The sequence below is a fragment of the Acidocella sp. C78 genome, from assembly GCF_907164655.1.
In genome coordinates this window covers 77,201-92,620 of the sequence record NZ_CAJQZK010000111.1, presented here as the reverse complement: position 1 = coordinate 92,620, position 15,420 = coordinate 77,201, and the positions used below count along the sequence as shown (strand labels likewise).

The following is a 15,420-nucleotide window of genomic DNA, read 5'->3' as shown; positions in this document are numbered from 1 at the left end:
GTTCACCCCCCCGCACGCGTCACCGGCAGGGCGATATTCATGATCCGGTTCCCGGGCGTGCGGGCGCCGGAAGCGGTCGCCGGGGGCAGGCTCACCGTCTGCGCCGCCGGTGCCGCCAAGGGCTGCCACATCTCGGTCCGTGCGAGCGCCCGGTCATGCGCCGCGACATCCATGTTCGCCGGCGGCGTCTGGTGCGCGAGAAGATAGGCGTATTTGCTCGCCCCCGGCGGGAACAGGTGCCCCGGCCCCAGCGCGAGCCGCCCCGGCGGCGCCCTGGGATCGAGCGGGATCGACAGTGCCGCCTGTGCCGCGGCAAGCGCCTGGCCGGACAGCGGCATGATGCCGAGCATCGGCCCGATCCGCGAAATGATCTGGGCGACGGCCGGCGCGGCGACATAGCCGCCGGTGGTGAACCCGTGGCAGAACGGCAGCATCTGCTTCGTCGCATGCGGCTGCAGCACGACGACATAGACCACATAGCGTGGGTCGTTCATCGGAAACGCCGCCATGAACGAGGCGTTGTTGAGATGCCGCAGATACCGCCCGTTCGGCCCGACGACCTGCGCCGTGCCGGTCTTGCCGCCCACCAGATAACCCGGCACCCGGGCATAGACGCCGGTGCCATCCGGTGCTGTGACGACGTTGCGCATCATCTTGCGCATGATCAGCGAGGTCCGCTCGCTCATCACCCGCACCCCCGCCGGCGGCGTACCCCGGTCGAGCAGCGTCGGCGGATACCAGATCCCGCCATTGACGACCGGCACAACCGCCGAAATCAGTTGCAGCGGCGACATCGCGATGCCGTTGCCGAAGCTGACCGTCATCGTCGTCAGCAGTTTCCAGCTCGACTTCGGATGATACATCGGCGGCGTTGCTTCCGGCAGCTGGATCGGCGGGCGGCGGAAGAAGCCGAGCTTGCGCAGCCAGGTGCGCTGGATTTGCGGCCCCAGAATGGTCGCGATTCGCGAGGCGCCGATATTGGATGACACGGCAAGGACATGCGGCACCGCCATCCAGATATGCGCGGGCTCGAAATCGGTCACGGTAAACCGGCCAACATGCAGCGGATGGGTGGTGTTGAACCGGTCCCAGGGCTCGATCATCCCGGAATTGATCGCCATCGCCAGCGTCTGCAGCTTGAACACGCTGCCCGGCTCATAATCGCCGGAAACGCAGCGGTTGAAGCGCGCATCGGCGGGTGCCGTGCCGAGATCGTCGGCCTTGTAATCCGGCACGCTGGCCATCGCCAGAACCCGGCCGGTCCGCACCGACATGACGATGCCGCAAGCGCCCTTGGCATCGTAATCCGACATCGCCCCCCAGATCGCCTGACGCACGATCCCCTCGGCGCCGATGTCGATCGACAGGCGAAGCGGCTTGCCAGGGTCGGCGGTCAGCCGCTTGTTGAACCAGTCCTCGACGCCGGCGATGCCGCGCTGGTCGGGCGTCACCCCGCCCAGAATATGCGCCGCGAGATTGCCCTGGGGATAGTGCCGCCGCTCCGTGTTCTCGAAATACACGCCGGGAATCCCGAGTCGGTTGACCGCCAGCTCCTGCGAGGCCGTCAACTTGCGATCGAGATACACGAAATCATGCGCGCGGTCGGCAAGCCGTGATTCGAGAAATCCCGGATCGAGCCCGGGAATCACCGCCGCGATCTCGCGCGCCGCGACGCCCGGGTCCTGAACCTGCTTCGGATTGGCGTACAGCGCCGCCGCCGGCAGCGAAACGGCAAGAATTTCGCCATTGCGGTCGGTGATCTCGGCGCGCGCGGGCGGCGGCAGCGCGATGGTGGTCGACGGCGTCTGCGCCGCGATCGCCGCCTTGTCGGGCGGCACCGGATGGACGACCGTGACATACACGACCCGCGCCGCGAGGAGCAGGAAGATCAGGACAAATCCGCCGAACCCGGCGGCAAGCCGCCGGTGCAGCGTGCCGATCGCGGCGCGGCGCACGAGATCGGGCGAGGTGACGCGCACATGCTCCATCCGCGGTGTCGCGCCGCGCTCGGGCGCGCCGGCGCGGCGCGTGGCGTCACGGCCGGTTCCGGGAACGCGGGGCGAGAGGCTGTCGCGGGGCGGAGGTGCGGTCATGGCACGCCTCCGTCCGCCGGGCGCGGTGGCGGCAAGCTCGCGGCATAGCCGCCGAAAACCGAGGCCGCATGCGGCGCCGGGGCCGCGGCGCGCGCGGATCGCGGCGGACGCCGGGAATGCGGGAACGGCAGGGGATCGCTGGCCCGGATCGGCCGGATCGCCGGTGCCACGGAATGATCCGCCGGCCGGGGCGCGAGGACCGAGGCGCCGAGCATCTGCGGCCGGCGCGCATCGGCGACGACGGATGACGAGGCAGCGTTGCGCTGGTGGCGGGCGGGCCGATCGACGGCAACGACGGCGTGATGGGCCGGTGCGTGCGCAGCCGAAACCGGCCGCGCAACCGTATGCGACTTCACCATCGCCAGCACGGTTCGCGCCCTGGAGGACGCCCGGTTCGCCACCGGCGGCGGCGGCGGGATCGTCGCGAGAGCGACAGTCCGAGGCGCCGCTGCCGCGGCGACAGTCCGAGGCGCCGCTACCGCGGCGACGGGCGCGGATGAGGGGGCGCCGGAGACATCCCCGGGCAAAGGCGGCGGCAGCGGCAGATGCGGCGCCTCGGCGCCCGGCGGCGGCAGCGCATCGGCCAGTTGTTGCCATGACACCAGCTGATCCGGCTTCATCGGCTTGAGCTGCGACATGAACATCGCGGCAAGCCGGGTCAGCCGGTTCGGATCGGTTTCAAGCGCCCATTCGGCACGCAGCACGCGGATGCGCTGTTCGGAGCTGCGGATCTGCGCGGTGACCCCGCCAATCTGGTGATCGAGCGTGCCGGCGCGGTGCTTCACCACGAACAGCCAGGCGCCCGAGCCCAGCATCAGCAGCCCGGTGACGAGGGTGACGGGGCGGATCATGCCGCAAGCCTTTCGATGCCCCGCAGCCGCGCCGACCGGGCGCGCGGGTTGGCGGCGGCCTCCGCCTCACCCGGCGTGACGACGCCGCGGGTCAGGGCGCGGAACCGCGGCGCGGCCGCTTGCCGCGCGAGACCGGAGGGATCGTGCCGCGAGGGCGCGGCGACATGACCGGTCGCCGCATTCATGAAGCGCTTGACGATGCGATCCTCCAGCGAATGGAACGAAACGGCGACGAGCCGCCCGCCGGGCGCCAGCAGCGAAGACGCCGCCTCAAGCCCGCGCTCGATCTCGGCGAGTTCCTGGTTCACCTCGATCCTGAGCGCCTGGAAACTGCGCGTCGCCGGATCGATCCCGGAGCGGTCGGGCCGGACCACCGAGCGGATCACCGACGCAAGATCGGCGGTGGTCTCGAAGCGCTGCGCGGCGCGGCGCCCGACGATGGCGGCAGCAATCCGCCGCGACGCCCGCTCCTCGCCGAAATGGAAAAGAATGTCGGCCAGCTCCGCCTCGGCAAAGGTGTTCACGATATCGGCCGCGGTCGGCCCGGCCGCGCCCATGCGCATGTCGAGCGGCCCATCGGCCCGGAAGGAGAAGCCCCGCGCCGGATCGTCGAGCTGGTAGGACGACACCCCGAAATCGAACACCGCGCCGTCAAGCGCTGTCACCCCACGATCGCGCAGCAGATCGAGCAGGTCGCCGAACCGGCCCTCGACGAGATGCAGCCGGCCGGGATGCCGGCTGGCCAGCGCCGCGCCGCGCCCGATGGCCGCCGGATCGCGGTCGATCGCCCAGACCGCGCAGGACGCCGCCTCCAGAATGGCAGCGCTGTATCCGCCGCCGCCGAAGGTTCCGTCGAGATAAACCCCGCCATCGCGCGGCGCGAGCATCGTCACCGCCTCCTCGCGCAGCACCGGCACATGGGAAAACTCGCCATTCATGCCGACGCTCCCGCCGGCAGGGTGAGTCCGCCAATCCGCGCGCGCTCCCGCGCCTCGGCCCGGCGACGGTCGGCCGCGTCCGGCTCCCAGATCTGGAATGTCCGCCCCAGCCCCATGAACACCACGCTGTCACGCAACCCCGCATGCTCCACGAGCGGCTCAGGCAGCAGAACCCTTCCTTCCTTGTCGGCTTCGAGCGGCCAGGCATCGGCGTAGAGCGCCGCCGCCATGTCATCGTGGGTATCGCTGAACAGGTCGAGACCTTGCAGACGCGTGGCCAGCGCCTCGAACACCGGCGTCGGCCAAGCCTCGATGCAGCGATGCTTGTGCGATGGCCGCAGGATCAGGCCGTGCGAGTCGCCATCCCGGCGCAGGGCGGCACGAAACGCCGCCGGGACCGATACCCGGCCCTTGGCGTCCAACCTGTTCCTGTGAGTGCCGAGAAACTGGCTCATCGGCGCTGTCGCGGCCCTTTCGTCTCGCCGTTGATATGCCTCGCTGCAAACATTCCGACATCAGGACGGTACGTCAGCCGGATTCGCTATGGGTTGTCATGGGATATCATGGGGAATCATGGGCGTCAAAGGGATTTATCTTTGTCGCTCGCAAAATTTCCACTTAAAAAGAGCAACAAATCGGAATCGCCAGTGACGCGGAGGACTTCGCCACCCGTCAATTCGATGTGTTTCTGTTTTGTTCCAGATTTGCGGCGAAAGGGTGGATTTTGATTAACCGTTTGTTAATGGAAGGCCGACTCGCGGCCCTACCGGAATTCGACCGGTATCATTGACAGCCGATGCAGCCGCGTGAGCGCGAGAAGCCCGCGCAGGGGCTCTGGCAATTCGGCAACGCCGAGGGGGCTCGCGCGCCGCGCCAGAGAGGCGATGAGCACGCCGAGCCCCGGTTGCGCATTGCCTGGCACGATGTCGAGCGGGGCGCCCGCCGGCAGATGGAGCAAGGCGCGCGCGGCCATGAAGGCTGCGTGATATCCACCGAGCCGGTCGACCAGGCCTCGGCTGCGGGCCTGCGCGCCGGTCCAAACCCGCCCCTGCCCCACCGCATTGACCTGCGCCGGGCTCATCCGGCGGCCGGCAGCGACCCAGCCGATGAATTTCTGGTAATCGAGATCGAGCTGCCCCTGCAGGCTGGCCAGTTGCGCCGGCGTCCAGGGCGTCACGGCGCTGTCGAACAGCGCGTTCGCCCCGCGCGAGGCCGCGCTGACGTTGACGCCCAGCCGGGCGAGAAGCCCACCGAAGCTGAACTTGCCGCCAAGCACGCCGATCGAGCCGGTCAGGGTTGCCGGATCGGCCACCAGCACCGCGCCGTGGCTCGAAATCCAGTAGCCGCCCGATGCATCGAGCGCGCCCATCGAGACGATCAGCGGCTTGTGGACACTGGCGGCATGCGCGACCTCGGCGCCAACCATGGCCGAGCCGGTCACCGTGCCGCCAGGCGTGTCGAGCCGCAGCACGATCGCGCGGATCGACTTGTCGGCCACCGCGACCGCGATTTCATGCGCGAGGCGCCCCGGATCGATCCCGCCGCTCCGCTCCGGTGCGTCCGGCGCGTTGATGTCGCCATGCGCGACGATCAGCGCCACCTTGGGGGCGCCCGCCGGCGCGGACCGCATCGCGGCGATATACTGAGCGAGCCGCACATGAAGGCCATGCACATGGGCAATCTGGGCCGAAAGCGGCAGCACGGTGTCGACCAGCCCATCCTGCTTCGCCTGTCCTGCGCTGAACGGCGCCTGGTCGAGCAGGGCCTTCACCTGGTCCGGGCTGCGTTTCAACCGTGCCGCGATCGGCACCAGCGCGGACTCGTAGAGCGAGCCGGCGAGGCTGTTCATCATCTCGGTCGCCGCGGCCGAGGGCCCCGATCGGGTGAACAATTCCGGATAGGTCTTGTATTTGCCGATATGGGCGAACTGCGCCTCGACCCCCGCCATCTTGAGCAGGTCCGCCGCGAACGGGCTTTGCAGGGCAAGGCCGGTAACCCCGAAATCGCCGGCATCGGAAAGCTCGATGCGGTTTGCCGCCGTGGCGACGACATAGGCGCCAAGCCCTGCCGCCCCGTCGAACGACATGGCCCGGGCGACCACCTGCCGGTGGGAAACCGCCCGGAAGCGGGAGAGCGCGTCATGCAACTCCTCGGCCGTGGTCAGGCCGCAGCACCCACCGCCGAGCAGAATGTCGATGCCGCGCACCCGCGGATCGGTGGCGGCACGGTCGATCGCCGCGATGGTCTGTTCGAGCGTCGGGCGCGCGCCGGTTGCCCGCGCCAGCAACGCCGGCGATGCGGCCACGTCCGGCGGCGCATCCTGCAAATCGAGGGTGAGCACGAAATGCGCCGGCAGCCGGACCGTCTGGCGCGCCAGCCGGTGAAGCCCCCACGCCCCCGCGCCCGCCAGCGCGATCGTCGCCAGCCCGACCACGAACACCGCCGCGCGCGCCACCCGCCACAGCAGCCTGGCCAGGCCGCGCAACGGCGCGGCGAACTCACTCATGGGCGGCGCTCGACCTCATGAACCCTGATATGCCGACGCATCGGGTCAGCGGCAAGGCCCCAAAAACGCCATGTCCCCGCCGTTCAGACGCGCTCGAAGCCGGGCTGGCCGATCTGGTCGGGAAACTGCGCGACGCGCCGGAACCGCCGCGCGTCGTAGCCCTGGCGATAGAAACGGTCGAGCATCGCGCGATAGGTCGCCGCGTCCATCCGCGGCGCGCGCGCGAATATCCAGCCCAGCGAACGGTTCGGAAACCCGCCGAGAAACACCGAATAATCGGGCTCGACATGCATGATCACATACGGCACGCCGATCATTCCGTTCAGCAGGGTGACGCGCCAGACCGCATTGTCCGTCCCCGGCTCCACCTCGTCGACCGAGGTGAACCGGAACCGTTTCGCGGCAAAGCTCCCGGGATAGGCGTTATACTGGTCATCGATCGCCCCGTCGGGCCGGCGCGTATAGACCGCATTGGCGCCGACATATCCGGCCTCGGCGAAATACGGGATATGGCCGATGATGTACCAGCGCCCCATGAACCGGTCGAGATCGACGCGCGCATGGCGCAGCGGCGGCAGGGGATAGGGGCTGGTGTCGAAGGTGCAGCCGGCGAGCAGCGCCGGGGCTGCCGCGAGCAGCGAGCGGCGGGCGAGTGTCATCATGATGGGTCTCCATTCAGGGCCATGCCGGGATTACGCTCCCCGCACAGCCCTGGATGTGGTCCCGCCCCGGTTTTCCGAAACCGCGCCCGGCTCAGTCCGCCGCCTCGGCATAGGCCGAAAGCGGCGCGCAGGAGCACACGAGGTTACGGTCGCCATACACGTTGTCCACCCGCTTGACCGGCGGCCAGTATTTCGCGGCGCGCAGATACGGCAGCGGGAAGGCGGCGCGGTCGCGGCCATAGCCGTGCGTCCACGCCGCCGCCATCACCTCGGCCGCGGTATGCGGCGCGTTCTTCAGCGGGTTGTCCGCCCGGTCGAGCGCGCCGGCCGCGACATCGGCGATCTCGCCGCGGATCGCGATCATCGCCTCGCAAAACCGGTCGAGTTCCGCCTTCGTCTCGCTTTCGGTCGGCTCGATCATCAGCGTGCCCGGCACCGGCCAGGACATGGTCGGCGCATGGAACCCGTAATCCTGCAACCGCTTGGCGATATCCTCGACCAGCACGCCCGCCTCGGCCTGGAAGTGCCGGCAATCGATGATGCATTCATGCGCCACCATGCCGTTCGCGTCGGTATAGAGGATCGGGTAATGCGGCGCGAGCCGATGGGCGATGTAGTTGGCGTTGAGAATCGCCACCGCCGTCGCCTCGCGCAGCCCGTCCGGCCCCATCATGCGGATATAGGCGTAGGGGATCGGCAGGATGGACGCCGAGCCGAACGGCGCGGCACTCACCGGCCCATAGCCGGTCGAGGGCCCGGCATCCGGCCGCAGCGGATGGTTGGGCAGATGCGGCGCGAGATGCGCCGCCACCGCGATCGGCCCCACGCCGGGCCCGCCGCCGCCATGCGGAATGCAGAAGGTCTTGTGCAGGTTGAGATGGCAGACATCGGCGCCGATCGCCGCCGGCGAGGTCAGCCCCACCTGCGCGTTCATGTTCGCCCCATCCATATAGACCTGCCCGCCCGCCGCGTGCACGCGCGCGCAGATATCCCGCACGCTCGCCTCGAACACGCCATGGGTCGAGGGATAGGTGATCATCAGCGCGGCGAGCTTCCCCGCATGCGCGGCGATCTTCGCCTCCAGGTCGGCGAGGTCGATATTCCCCGCCCGGTCGCAGCCGACCACCACCACCCGATAGCCCGCCATCGTCGCCGAGGCCGGGTTGGTGCCATGCGCCGAGGACGGGATCAGGCAGATGTCGCGATGCTCCTCGCCGCGCGCCGCATGAAAGGCGCGAATCGCGAGCAGCCCGGCATATTCCCCCTGGGCGCCGGAATTCGGCTGCAACGAGACCGCGGCGAAGCCGGTGATCCGCGCGAGATCGTCCGACAGCCGGGCGATCAGCGCCCGGTAGCCCCGGGTCTGCTCGATCGGCGCGAAGGGGTGGATGTCGGCGAAGGCGCGCCAGGTGATCGGGATCATCTCCGCCGTCGCGTTCAGCTTCATCGTGCAGGAGCCGAGCGGGATCATGCTGCGGTTGAGCGCGACGTCCTTGTCCTCGAGCTGCTTGAGATAGCGCAGCATCGCATGCTCCGAGCGATGCGCGTGGAATACGGGCGCATTCATGAACGCGCTCTGCCGCGCCAGCGCGGCGAGCGGCGAGGCCGCGGCATCCGCCGTGCCGCCGATCACGCCGGCCAGAGCGGCGATCTCCGCCGCCGTCACCGTCTCGTCGAGCGCGATGGCGACGCAGCCATCATCGACGCGCCGCAGATTGAACCCCGCGCGCAGCGCCCGCTGCGTCAGCGCGTCCGCCCCCGCGCCGGCCTCGATCGCGATCGTGTCGAAGAACGTGTCGTGCCGGAGCGGCAACCCCGCCGCCCGCGCCGCGCCGGCGAGCAGCCTGGCCGCGAGATGCACCCGCCGGGCGATCCGCGCCAGCCCTTCCGGCCCATGCCACACGCCATAGAACCCGGCGATCACCGCCAGCAGCACCTGCGCGGTGCAGATATTCGAGGTCGCCTTCTCGCGCCTGATATGCTGCTCGCGCGTCTGCAAGGCGAGGCGCAGCGCGGCCTCCCCCGCCGCGTCGACCGAAACGCCCACCAGCCGGCCCGCCATGTGCCGCTTCAGCGAATCGCGCGTCGCGAAAAAGGCCGCGTGCGGCCCGCCGAAGCCCATCGGCACGCCGAAGCGCTGGGCCGAGCCGAGCACGATATCCGCCCCCATCTCGCCCGGCGGCCGCAGCAGGGTGAGCGCCAGCGGGTCGGCCGCGACGATGGCGAGCGCCCCGGCGCGATGCGCCGCCGCGATCTCGTCCGACAGGTCGCGCACGGCACCGGTCGTCCCCGGGTATTGCAGCACCACGGCGAAGGGCTTCGTCCGCTCGATCGCGGCGGCATCCCCCGGCGCCACATCGGCCAGCGTCCAGCCGAGCGGTGCGGCACGGGTGGCGATCACCGCCCGGCTCTGCGGATGCAGGTCGGCGGCGACGGCGATCACCGTCGATCCGCCCTTGTGTACCGCATGCGCGAGCGCGACGCCCTCCGCCGCCGCCGTGCCCTCGTCGAGCAGCGAGGCATTGGCGAGGTCGAGCCCGGCGAGTTCCGCCATCATCGTCTGGAAATTCAGCAGCGCCTCCAGCCGCCCCTGGGCGATCTCGGCCTGGTACGGCGTATAGGCCGTATACCAGCCGGGATTTTCCAGCACGTTGCGCAGGATGACCGGCGGCGTGACGGTGCCGTGATAGCCGAGCCCGATCAGGCTGCGCTTGACCTCGTTACCCGCGGCGTAGCGGCGCAGATCGTCGAGGATCTCGCCCTCGGTCAGCGCCGCCGGCAGGTCGAGCGGCGCGGCGATGCGGATCGTCTCCGGCACGGTGCGAGCGATCAGCGCGTCGAGATCCGCAGCCCCCAGCGCGCGCAGCATCGCCGCGCGCTCGGCGGCCCGGGGCCGATATGGCGCAGGGCGAAGCGCTCCTCGGCCAGCAGGGCGGCAAAATCGTCGATGGTCTGGGGCGCGGTATCCGGCATGGCGGCGGCTCCGGTCAGAGCGTTGCGAGAAAGGCCTGGTAATCGTCGGCGGTCAGCAGGGCATCGAAGGCGGCGCGGTCGTCCAGGGTCATGCGGAAGAACCAGGCGCCGGATTCGGCCTGCGCGTTGACCATGCCCGGCTCGTCGGCCAGCGCGCCGTTCGCCTCGGTCACCGTGCCGGAGAGCGGCGCGTAGACATCCGACGCGGCCTTGACGCTTTCCACCACCGCGCAGCCCTCGCCGGCATCGACATGCCGCCCCGCCTCCGGCAGTTCGACGAACACGACGTCACCGAGCGCCGACTGCGCGTGATCGGTGATCCCCACGGTGGCGACGTCGCCGTCGAGCCTGATCCATTCATGGTCTTTGGAAAATCGGATCTCGGTCATCTGGTCCTCTTTCAGCGATGATAACGATGCGGAACGAAAGGCAGCGGCACGACGGTCATGCCGATATCGCGGCCGCGCAGCCCGGCGATCAGGGTCGAGCCATCCGCGGCGCAGTCGGCGCGGACATACCCGAGCGCGACAGGCCCGTTGACGCTCGGCCCGAACGTGCCCGAGGTGATGCGCCCGACCGGCTGCCCGGCGGCATCGCGGAGTTCGGCGCCGGCGCGCACCGGAGCCCGGCCGTCGGCGCGAAGCCCGACCAGGCGTTCGCGCGGGCCGGCATCGTGCACCGCCCGCGCGGCATCGCCGCCCAGGAAATCCCACCCCATCTTGCGCGTCTTGCCGATGGCGAAGCCGAGCCCGGCGGAAATCGGGTCCCGGGTTTCGTCGATATCGTTGCCATAGAGCGGCAGCCCGGCCTCAAGCCGCAGCGAATCCCGCGCGCCGAGGCCGGCCGGCTTCACCCGCGGATCGGCGAGAAGGGCGCGCGCCAGCGTCTCGGCGTCCGCCGCGGGCAGGCCGATCTCGAACCCGTCCTCACCGGTATACCCCGAGCGGGTGATCGTGACCGGAATGCCTGACGCCGACGTCTCGCGCGCATCCATGAAGCGCATCGCCGCGGCGTCCGGCGCGAGAGCGGCCAGAACGGCGCCGGCCTCGGGCCCCTGCAGGGCGAGCAGGGCGCGGTCGAATTGCGTGGTCAGCACGACGGTTTCAGGGAGGTGAGCGCGGATGTGCGCGACGTCGACATCCTTGCGCCCGGCATTCAGAACAAGGAGCAGGCGATCGCCCAGATTGGCGACCATCAGATCATCGACAATCCCGCCCCGCGCGTTCATCAGCAGCGTATAGCGCTGGCGGCCCGGCTTCAGCCCCCTGATATCGCCGGTCACCACACGTTCCAGCGCGGCCGCCGCATCGGGGCCTTCGAGCACCGCCTGGCCCATATGCGAGACATCGAACAACGCGGCCTGCGCCCGGCAATGCAGATGTTCGGCGATGATGCCGTCATACTGCACCGGCATGTCGTAACCAGCGAAATCGACCATTCGCGCGCCGAGGCTGCGATGCAGCGCATCGAGCGGCACGGTAAGCAATGCTGAATCGGCCAAGACCAGATCTCCCGCGACACCAGCGGACGGGTGCAGAACCGCCCAGTCTGACCCCCCTCTGTCGCGGAACCTGAGAGATTCGGCGCGGGGTGAACCGCGCCTTACGCCTTCGGTGCGGCGCATCGCGCCGGCTTTCCAGAGATCCTTGCTCCGTTGCGGTCCTTTTGCCTGAGCGTTTCCGGGGGCCGGTTGCGCCTTCGGCGGCGGCGCGACCCGGATGGACCCGGAAGCGCCGCTCTCTCCCGCATGGAGGAGTGAATGGCCTTGTGTAAACTCAGATCAGCGGGGAACGCAAGCGCTGCTTTTCGGCTTGCTGGCACCCTGCCGGGTTTTCCGGACAGATGCGAACCGAAAGCGAACCGGAAAAACCAGCCGGGTCAGACGGTGATGTCGAGATACGCGCCGCGCATCGCCCCCGAGGGCGCGGCAGACGGGCGGGACGTCGCCGAGGGCTCGCTTGATGCCGGCGAAGCGGGGGTCACACGGAGCGGCGGAATTTCCAGCGATGACGGGCCGATCGGCGCCGCAAAGGCCGATAATGACGCTGCACTGATCATGCAAAGTGCTATAACCAACATGACTTAAGAATAAGTTAACGCAGCGTTTCTCGCCACCGATCTTAAGCTGCATTTCCGGCCGATTTTGTTTAATTTTTGAAATTTTTTATTTCATCCGCAACCATCGGTAGGTATTCCGCCAGATCCTCCGCGATGAGCCCCGCCCCCGCCGCCGATGCCGCGGCGCCATGCAGCCAGACGGCGGCGCAGCAGGATTCGAACGCCGCCATGCCTGCGTCAGCAATCCGCCGACGATGCCGGCCAGGGTGTCGCCCGATCCGGCGGTCGCCAGCCAGGGCGGCGCATTGTCGTTGATCGCGGCGCGTCCATCCGGCGCCGCGATCACCGTGTCCGGCCCTTTCAGCACAACAACCCCTCCCACCCTCGCCGCGGCGATTCGGGCCCGGGTCAGGCGGTCTTGCGTCAGATCGGGAAACAGGCGGGCGAACTCGCCGTCATGCGGGGTGATGGCGGCAACGCCCCGCAGGCGCTCCGCCGCCCCGGCCGCCGAGGTCAGCGCATCGGCATCGGCCACGACGGTGCGCCCGGCGTCGAGAAGAGAGCGCAGCATGGCGCCCGCCGCGTCCACGCCCAGGCCCGGACCGCACAGCCACACCCGCCGCCGCGGGTCCGCGAGCAGGTCTGCGGGCCGAGCCGGGCTGACGATCACGCCCGGCGGCACCGCGCCCAGCCCGGCACCGTTCAGCGTCACCAGCCCCGCCCCCACGCGCCGGGCCGCGGCCGCGGCCAGAATCGCCGCCCCGCCCATCGGTCCCGCAAGGATCGTCAGGTGGCCACGGCGATATTTGTGGCCCGTCGCTTCGGGGCGCGGGAGCCGCCAGAGCGCCGGCGTGTTGCGCCAGGTTTTCGGTTCGACGGCTGCGAATGCCGCCGCGGGCATGCCGATCGCGGCGCGGAGGATCTCGCCGCAGAACCCCCGCCCCGGATAGAGAAGATGCCCGGGCTTGAACGCCTCGAAAGTCACCGTGAGATCGGCCCGGGCGGGCCGCCCCCGCGCATGGCCGGTTGCGCCATCGACTCCGCTGGGCATGTCGATCGCGACGATGCGGCGCGCCGCGGCAAGGAGGTCGGCGATGCCCGGGTCGATATCCCTCTTCAATCCGGCGCCGAACACGGCATCGATGACGATGTCGGCGGCGCCGATCCGCGCGCGGTCGGGCAGCACGACAGGGCCGCGCCAGAGCGCCGCCATCGCCGCCGCGTCGCCGCCCGGTCTTGGCGGCGCAACGGGCGCGACAACCACCGGCCAGCCCCACTGCGCCAGATGACGCGCGGCGACATACCCATCGCCGCCATTATTCCCCGGCCCGGCCAGAACAAGCACCCGGCCCGGACTGAAGCGCCGCCGGATGATCCGCGCCACCGCGGCCCCGGCATTTTCCATGAGCGCGATACCGCTCACGCCGCAACACGGCGCGGCGGCATCGATACGGGCCATGTCCGATGGAGAATACAATGCGTCCATGGCGCCCATGTGAGACAGAAAGCGCGGCGTTTGCTAGTCTCCCGAAGTGGAACAGGAGGTGTCGATGGCGCGGGTGATCGCGGTAGCGCAACAGAAGGGCGGCGCGGGCAAGACGATGCTTGCAGCGCAGCTCGGCGTTGCCCTCGCATGGGCGCACGCGTCGGCCTGCTCGATATCGACCCGCAGGGAACCCTCGGCGCCTGGGGACGGCTGCGGGCAGCCAATCCCAGGGCGAGGGCCGATCTCGCCGTCGAGTCGGTTTCCGGATGGCGGCTGGGCAACGCGCTGGAAAGCTTGCGCGGCAGTTGTGATCTCGTGTTGATCGACACGCCGCCGGTCCTCGATTCCAACGCGCGGCGCGCCATCCGCGGCGCGGATCTCGTGCTGATCCCGCTGAACCCCACGCCGCCCGATCTATGGGCCGCCGAGGGCACGCTGACCCTGGCGACCGAGGAACGCCGGCCGGTGGCGCTGATGTTCAATCGGGCGCCTGCCGCATCGAGACTGCGGCGGCGCCTCGAAGCGGAAATCACCGCGCGGCGGCTTCAACTGCTCGATACGGCGCTGGGCAACCGGGCCGCCTACGCCAACAGTTTCGCCGACGGTCTCGGCATCGCCGAAACCACGCCCGCAACCCTCGCCGGCCAGGAAATCATGGCCGCCGCCGAACGGCTGCGCGCACTCCTGTCGTGAGCGAGCCCGGCCTCGCGGCAATTTCAGCGCTACGACTGGCTCACATCGGTGGCTTTGCCGCATGGAGTGGATTGCTGCTCGCCCTTCTGGTGGCGGGGCGCCGCGACGGCGCCGCGTGGCGCAGGCAGTTTTCCGCAACGATCCCCGCCATGGCGTTGACCCTCGCATCCGGCTGGGGACTCGCCTTCGCCGAACTCGGACCGCCCCGCGACTGGAGCTGGACGGTCGACGCGATGCAGTCTCTCGGAATCGTGATGGCGGTCCTGACGCTCGTTCTCCGCTTCGGATTGCTGCCATTGCATGACGAATCCATGGCGAAGAACGATGCGGAGGTGCTGGCGACAGGCATCGGCCGGATCAACCGGCTGATCGCCGCCAATCTTCTCCTGGCCTTCATCATCCTGGTCATCGCCGTGACAGGGCAGTGAAAATTCAACGACTTGACGAAGCGGTGAGCGAGCGGAGGCCGCCGCATCCGGTAGAGCACTCCTTTGGCGAAGCCAGCCCGCGCAACACTTCGCAATCTTCGCCCGCTTCTCACATCATGTAACACATTTTTTCTTTCAATGACCCCCATGCGACACGAAAGGGTCTTGCCCGCGTCATGATTCTCGGTCATTTAATGACTGTGGCGTTACGATGTTTTCGGAAACCGCAAACGAACGTGGGTCGTGCGCAGGAACGATGGTTCGGACGCCAGCCGCCAAGTTTAGGGAGCCTCTTTAGTTAGCATCTAAATGATGCCGGCCGGTCAAAGACCGGCCGCTTTTTTTGTCCCATCCGAGACAGTGACAAGGTGGGGGGCTTCTGTTGCCCGGCGCCCCCCGTGCCGCGCTTATCGCTTATGCAGCGATAGCGAGCGCCTCGAAGTTATCGTTGGCACTTGTGATACGGCCCGATGACGGCGGAACCATGCCGAGCGAAAGATGGGTCTTTACCACGCGTGTCGAGCCTGTTTCGCCCCCGTTGATCCGCCGGCAGTTCGATTTGCGCAATGCGAACCGGACCGGCGGGGAAACTGGTGGAGGCGCCGGGTACTGCCCCCGGGTCCACTACGTTTATTCCACGCATCGTTTATCGCCATAGTCGGTGACCCCGACACTGCCTATATAGGCGAGGTCCATCGTCTGTGAAAGAGCCCCTTCTTGCCCCTGGCCGCC

At 68.9% G+C, this 15,420-nt stretch carries 11 protein-coding genes, 1 other RNA gene, 2 pseudogenes and 1 riboswitch; of the genes and pseudogenes, 2 read left to right on the top strand and 12 right to left on the bottom strand.

The window, feature by feature from the left end:
- Positions 1-2 precede the first annotated feature (2 nt).
- The 11 genes and pseudogenes from ACIDOCELLA78_RS82990 to ACIDOCELLA78_RS82940 all read right to left on the bottom strand — a co-directional run bounded on the left by ACIDOCELLA78_RS82990 (position 3) and on the right by ACIDOCELLA78_RS82940 (position 13,576).
- Complete coding sequence (locus ACIDOCELLA78_RS82990) at positions 3-2,093, bottom strand: penicillin-binding protein 2 (protein ID WP_201727754.1); 2,091 nt, start codon at positions 2,091-2,093, stop codon at positions 3-5.
- Positions 2,090-2,944 carry a hypothetical protein gene (locus ACIDOCELLA78_RS82985; RefSeq protein ID WP_201727753.1) on the bottom strand — a complete coding sequence of 285 codons (855 nt, stop codon included), beginning with the start codon at positions 2,942-2,944 and terminating at the stop codon, positions 2,090-2,092. Before ACIDOCELLA78_RS82985 ends, ACIDOCELLA78_RS82990 begins: the two co-directional genes overlap by 4 nt.
- On the bottom strand, positions 2,941-3,882 hold the full coding sequence (gene rsmH / locus ACIDOCELLA78_RS82980; RefSeq protein WP_201727752.1) for a 16S rRNA (cytosine(1402)-N(4))-methyltransferase RsmH: 942 nt from the start codon (positions 3,880-3,882) through the stop codon (positions 2,941-2,943). Before rsmH ends, ACIDOCELLA78_RS82985 begins: the two co-directional genes overlap by 4 nt.
- Complete coding sequence (gene mraZ, locus ACIDOCELLA78_RS82975) at positions 3,879-4,337, bottom strand: division/cell wall cluster transcriptional repressor MraZ (RefSeq protein WP_201727751.1); 459 nt, start codon at positions 4,335-4,337, stop codon at positions 3,879-3,881. The genes rsmH and mraZ overlap by 4 nt, the downstream gene beginning before the upstream one ends.
- A 308-nt stretch (positions 4,338-4,645) precedes the next feature.
- The gene (locus tag ACIDOCELLA78_RS82970; protein ID WP_201727750.1) at positions 4,646-6,388 is read right to left on the bottom strand and encodes a S49 family peptidase; all 1,743 of its coding nucleotides are present in this window, start codon (positions 6,386-6,388) and stop codon (positions 4,646-4,648) included.
- A gap of 83 nt (positions 6,389-6,471) precedes the next feature.
- Positions 6,472-7,050: a lipocalin family protein gene (locus ACIDOCELLA78_RS82965; RefSeq protein ID WP_249675046.1), complete on the bottom strand. Its 579-nt coding sequence runs from the start codon at positions 7,048-7,050 to the stop codon at positions 6,472-6,474.
- A gap of 91 nt (positions 7,051-7,141) precedes the next feature.
- Positions 7,142-10,023, bottom strand: a pseudogene (gene gcvP / locus ACIDOCELLA78_RS82960) (aminomethyl-transferring glycine dehydrogenase).
- Positions 10,024-10,037: 14 nt separating this feature from the next.
- The gene (gene gcvH / locus ACIDOCELLA78_RS82955) at positions 10,038-10,412 is read right to left on the bottom strand and encodes a glycine cleavage system protein GcvH (protein ID WP_201727747.1); all 375 of its coding nucleotides are present in this window, start codon (positions 10,410-10,412) and stop codon (positions 10,038-10,040) included.
- Between the two features lie 11 nt (positions 10,413-10,423).
- Positions 10,424-11,524 carry a glycine cleavage system aminomethyltransferase GcvT gene (gene gcvT, locus ACIDOCELLA78_RS82950; protein WP_201727746.1) on the bottom strand — a complete coding sequence of 367 codons (1,101 nt, stop codon included), beginning with the start codon at positions 11,522-11,524 and terminating at the stop codon, positions 10,424-10,426.
- A gap of 146 nt (positions 11,525-11,670) precedes the next feature.
- Positions 11,671-11,779: riboswitch (glycine riboswitch) on the bottom strand.
- Between the two features lie 122 nt (positions 11,780-11,901).
- Positions 11,902-12,081, bottom strand: coding sequence for a hypothetical protein (locus tag ACIDOCELLA78_RS82945; RefSeq protein WP_201727745.1), 180 nt, complete (start codon positions 12,079-12,081; stop codon positions 11,902-11,904).
- Positions 12,082-12,170: 89 nt separating this feature from the next.
- A pseudogene (locus ACIDOCELLA78_RS82940) lies at positions 12,171-13,576 on the bottom strand (NAD(P)H-hydrate dehydratase).
- Between the two features lie 138 nt (positions 13,577-13,714).
- Between ACIDOCELLA78_RS82940 and ACIDOCELLA78_RS82935 the strand changes: the two are divergent.
- Both ACIDOCELLA78_RS82935 and ACIDOCELLA78_RS82930 read left to right on the top strand, forming a co-directional pair.
- Positions 13,715-14,260, top strand: a complete 546-nt coding sequence (locus ACIDOCELLA78_RS82935) for a ParA family protein (RefSeq protein WP_249675043.1) — start codon at positions 13,715-13,717, stop codon at positions 14,258-14,260.
- Positions 14,257-14,688 (top strand): hypothetical protein, encoded by a 432-nt coding sequence (locus ACIDOCELLA78_RS82930; RefSeq protein ID WP_201727744.1) that lies wholly within the window; start codon positions 14,257-14,259, stop codon positions 14,686-14,688. Before ACIDOCELLA78_RS82935 ends, ACIDOCELLA78_RS82930 begins: the two co-directional genes overlap by 4 nt.
- Before the next feature lie 367 nt (positions 14,689-15,055).
- Here ACIDOCELLA78_RS82930 and ssrA read toward each other — a convergent pair.
- Positions 15,056-15,399: a transfer-messenger RNA gene (ssrA, locus tag ACIDOCELLA78_RS82925) on the bottom strand.
- Between the last annotated feature and the right edge of the window lie 21 nt (positions 15,400-15,420).

What these genes read in the sequence shown, in the direction of transcription:
- ACIDOCELLA78_RS82990 (WP_201727754.1), bottom strand. Translation starts at nt 2,093, where the DNA reads ATGACCGCACCTCCGCCCCGCGACAGCCTCTCGCCCCGCGTTCCCGGA.
- ACIDOCELLA78_RS82985 (WP_201727753.1), bottom strand. Translation starts at nt 2,944, where the DNA reads ATGATCCGCCCCGTCACCCTCGTCACCGGGCTGCTGATGCTGGGCTCG.
- rsmH (WP_201727752.1), bottom strand. Translation starts at nt 3,882, where the DNA reads ATGAATGGCGAGTTTTCCCATGTGCCGGTGCTGCGCGAGGAGGCGGTG.
- mraZ (WP_201727751.1), bottom strand. Translation starts at nt 4,337, where the DNA reads ATGAGCCAGTTTCTCGGCACTCACAGGAACAGGTTGGACGCCAAGGGC.
- ACIDOCELLA78_RS82970 (WP_201727750.1), bottom strand. Translation starts at nt 6,388, where the DNA reads ATGAGTGAGTTCGCCGCGCCGTTGCGCGGCCTGGCCAGGCTGCTGTGG.
- ACIDOCELLA78_RS82965 (WP_249675046.1), bottom strand. Translation starts at nt 7,050, where the DNA reads ATGATGACACTCGCCCGCCGCTCGCTGCTCGCGGCAGCCCCGGCGCTG.
- gcvH (WP_201727747.1), bottom strand. Translation starts at nt 10,412, where the DNA reads ATGACCGAGATCCGATTTTCCAAAGACCATGAATGGATCAGGCTCGAC.
- ACIDOCELLA78_RS82945 (WP_201727745.1), bottom strand. Translation starts at nt 12,081, where the DNA reads ATGATCAGTGCAGCGTCATTATCGGCCTTTGCGGCGCCGATCGGCCCG.
- ACIDOCELLA78_RS82935 (WP_249675043.1), top strand. Translation starts at nt 13,715, where the DNA reads ATGGGCGCACGCGTCGGCCTGCTCGATATCGACCCGCAGGGAACCCTC.